The sequence below is a fragment of the Christensenella sp. genome, from assembly GCF_034927525.1.
Taxonomy (GTDB): Bacteria; Bacillota; Clostridia; order Christensenellales; family Christensenellaceae; genus Christensenella.
The window spans coordinates 1-3,059 of record NZ_JAYFPU010000089.1; the positions used below are offsets into that span (position 1 = coordinate 1).

Here is a 3,059-nt window from a genome sequence, read left to right on the forward strand (position 1 = left end):
GCACTTGAGAGCGCGGAGGACGCGGGACGTGGAAAACCTGCACCGGATGTATACTTAAACGCATGCGCGACGCTTCAAGTTCATCCGCGCAAATGTATCGCGATCGAGGATTCAGCGGCAGGCGTACGTGCGGCAAAAGCAGCGGGACTGTTTACGGTCGGTCTGCAAAATCCGGATTCGGGCAATCAAGACCTTTCGCTGGCGGATAAAGTCATTGATTCGCATGAGGAATTGATACAATAGCGGAGGAAAGAAATGAAACCAAAGGGCAGGATAGGGTTCCTGCCTTTTTTGTTGCAACCTGTGGCAAAACTTGTTAGTATTAGCAGCAAAAGGAGCGTATGGATATGGCGAAAAAAGTTTTAGTGATCGGCGGGAGCTATTTTATCGGACGTGTGTTCAGCATTTTGGCGGCACGTGAAACAGATTTTGAGTTATGCGTGCTGAACCGTGGAAGGTTTCCGCTCAAAAATGACAGGATCAGGGAAATAAAAGCCGACAGGCACGATGCGCAGAGCATGCAAAACGCGCTTGGTGAAGAAGAACAGTTCGACACGGTCATTGATTTCTGTGCATACGGGCGGGGGGACATCAGGTCAATGATAAAGGCGCTTGCGGGTGGTACAAAGCAATATATTTATATCAGCAGCTGCAGTGTGTTTGCGCCGTCTTCGGGTATACCCAAAAAAGAGGATGCGCCGCTGATTACAGAAAAAGGAGAGTATCCCGGTGCGGAATATGCGTATGGCAAAATGCTGTTGGAAAATGAGCTGAAGGAAGTTTGTAAAAAAAGCGGTGTCGCATATACCATCGTGCGCCCTGCGTTCGTATATGGCCCTTTTAATTATGCGCCGCGTGAATCGTATTATTTTGAATTGATGGCAAGGGGGCAGGAAGTACCGCTTCCGACAGATTCTCACTGTGCGTTTTCGTTTGTGTATGTCAAAGATATCGCACGCATCCTGATGGGCTGTGTGGGCAATGCCGCTGTATATGATGAAGCGTATAACCTTGCGGGGGAAGAAAAGGTCACGTATAAAAGTCTGACAAAACTGCTTGGTACGTTTGCAGACCATCCCCTGAACATAAAAGAGGTAACGGTAGACGAGGTGTACAGAGATAATATCCCGCTGCCGTTCCCGCTCGATCAGGACGAATTATACGATGGCGGCAAAGCAGGTGAAACGCTCGGCTTTTCTTACACGCCGTTTGCGCATGGTCTCACTGAAACCTATCAAACATTTCTTAGATCGCGCTAAAAAATTGCATGATCGGTTGCGAAAAGGCTTCATATTTGGTAAAATATATTGGTTAAGTTTTGAATAGGTTTCAGGGAGGCAGATGTATGTCTGAATTGATGGAAATAACGATAGGGGACTTACTCACCAAACAGGCGCAGCAATATCCGGATCATGAGGCGGTGGTTTCGCCGTATCTGGGGATACGCTATACATATCGGGAATTCGACGAGCTGACAGACACGATCGCGCGCGGATTTATGGGTATGGGGATCAAGAAGGACGATAAAGTCTCTATCTGGGCAAGCAATTATCCGGAATGGATCATCACGCAGTTTGCGACCGCTAAAATGGGTGCGGTGATGGTCACGGTGAATACGAACTACAAGCAGTTTGAACTGGAATATTTGCTTAAGCAGAGCGATACGACGACGCTCATCATGATGCAGGGCGTGAAGGACAATAATTATGTCGATCATATCAACGGGCTGTGTCCGGAGCTCAAGGAATGTGAGCCGGGCAAGCTGGATGCTTCTAAATTGCCGTTTTTGAAAAATGTGATCTTTCTTGATAAAGAAGATCAGCCGGGCATGTTCGCGTGGGATGCGTTATTTGAATTTGCAGAAAAAGTAACGCCGGAAGAACTTGCGCAGCGTAAGAGCGAGCTCGATATCCATGATGTGATCAACATGCAGTATACGTCGGGAACGACAGGATTCCCCAAAGGCGTTATGCTTACGCATTACAATCTTGTCAACAATGGCATGGCGATCGGCGACTGCATGAAGTTTACGCACGACGATATTTTGTGTATCAACGTGCCGCTGTTCCATTGCTTTGGCTGTGTGCTGGGGGTCATGGCTTCGTATACGCACGCCGCAACAATGGTTCTGATCGACCACTTTAATCCCGTCAAGGTAATGAACGCGATCCAGATGGAAAAATGCACGGCGGTGCACGGCGTACCGACGATGTTTATTTCCATGCTCGATCATCCGGATTTTGACAAATATGATTTTTCAACGCTGCGCACGGGCATTATGGCGGGTTCGCCTTGCCCCATCGAATTCATGAAGCGCGCGATGTCAGATATGAACATGAGTGAAATCACGATCACATACGGACAGACGGAATCGTCCCCCGCGATCACGATGACGACCACGACGGACCCGATCGAAGTGCGCGTGGCGACGGTAGGTAAAAAGATCCCCGGCGTGGAAGCGAAGATCATCGATCCGGAAACAGGCGAGGATGCGCCGTATAACACGCAGGGAGAGATCGTGGCTCGTGGCTACAACATCATGAAGGGGTATTACAAGATGCCTGAGGCGACGGCGCAGGCGATCGACAAAGACGGCTGGCTGCATACGGGCGACTTAGGAACGATGGACGATGGCGGCTATTTCAAGATTACAGGCCGCTTAAAGGATATGATCATCCGCGGCGGAGAGAACATCTATCCGCGCGAGATCGAGGAATTTTTGTATACCAACCCCAAGGTGCGCGATGTACAGGTGATCGGCGTGCCGGACAAACGCTATGGGGAAGAAGTACTTGCGTGTGTTATATTGAAGGACGACGAAACAGCGACGGAAGAAGAAATGATTGATTTTGTAAGGGATGGTCTTTCGCGATTCAAATCTCCGCGCTACATACGTTTTGTGGATAGTTTCCCAATGACGGCAAGCGGCAAGATCCAGAAATACAAAATGCGTGAGTGGGCGATCGAAGAACTGGATTTGAAGGATGCGGAAAAGATCGAAACCGCATAATGTGGTAAGGCTGAAATGATTGATAATATTGCAATACATAACTTGTTCG

Annotated in this window: 3 protein-coding genes; all 3 read left to right on the forward strand. The window is 48.7% G+C overall.

Going from position 1 to position 3,059, the window contains the following annotated elements; translation table 11 throughout:
* A partial coding sequence (locus tag VB081_RS03485; protein ID WP_323399460.1) for an HAD family hydrolase occupies positions 1–243 on the forward strand: 243 nt, incomplete at its 5' end.
* Positions 244–347: 104 nt separating this feature from the next.
* Complete coding sequence (locus VB081_RS03490) at positions 348–1,259, forward strand: NAD-dependent epimerase/dehydratase family protein (RefSeq protein WP_323399461.1); 912 nt, start codon at positions 348–350, stop codon at positions 1,257–1,259.
* An 86-nt stretch (positions 1,260–1,345) separates the two neighbouring features.
* Positions 1,346–3,010 (forward strand): AMP-binding protein, encoded by a 1,665-nt coding sequence (locus VB081_RS03495; RefSeq protein ID WP_323399462.1) that lies wholly within the window; start codon positions 1,346–1,348, stop codon positions 3,008–3,010.
* Positions 3,011–3,059: the final 49 nt, after the last annotated feature.

Excerpts from the sequence above, each read along its gene's own strand:
- VB081_RS03490 (WP_323399461.1), top strand. The coding sequence starts at position 348 with ATGGCGAAAAAAGTTTTAGTGATCGGCGGGAGCTATTTTATCGGACGT.
- VB081_RS03495 (WP_323399462.1), top strand. The coding sequence starts at position 1,346 with ATGTCTGAATTGATGGAAATAACGATAGGGGACTTACTCACCAAACAG.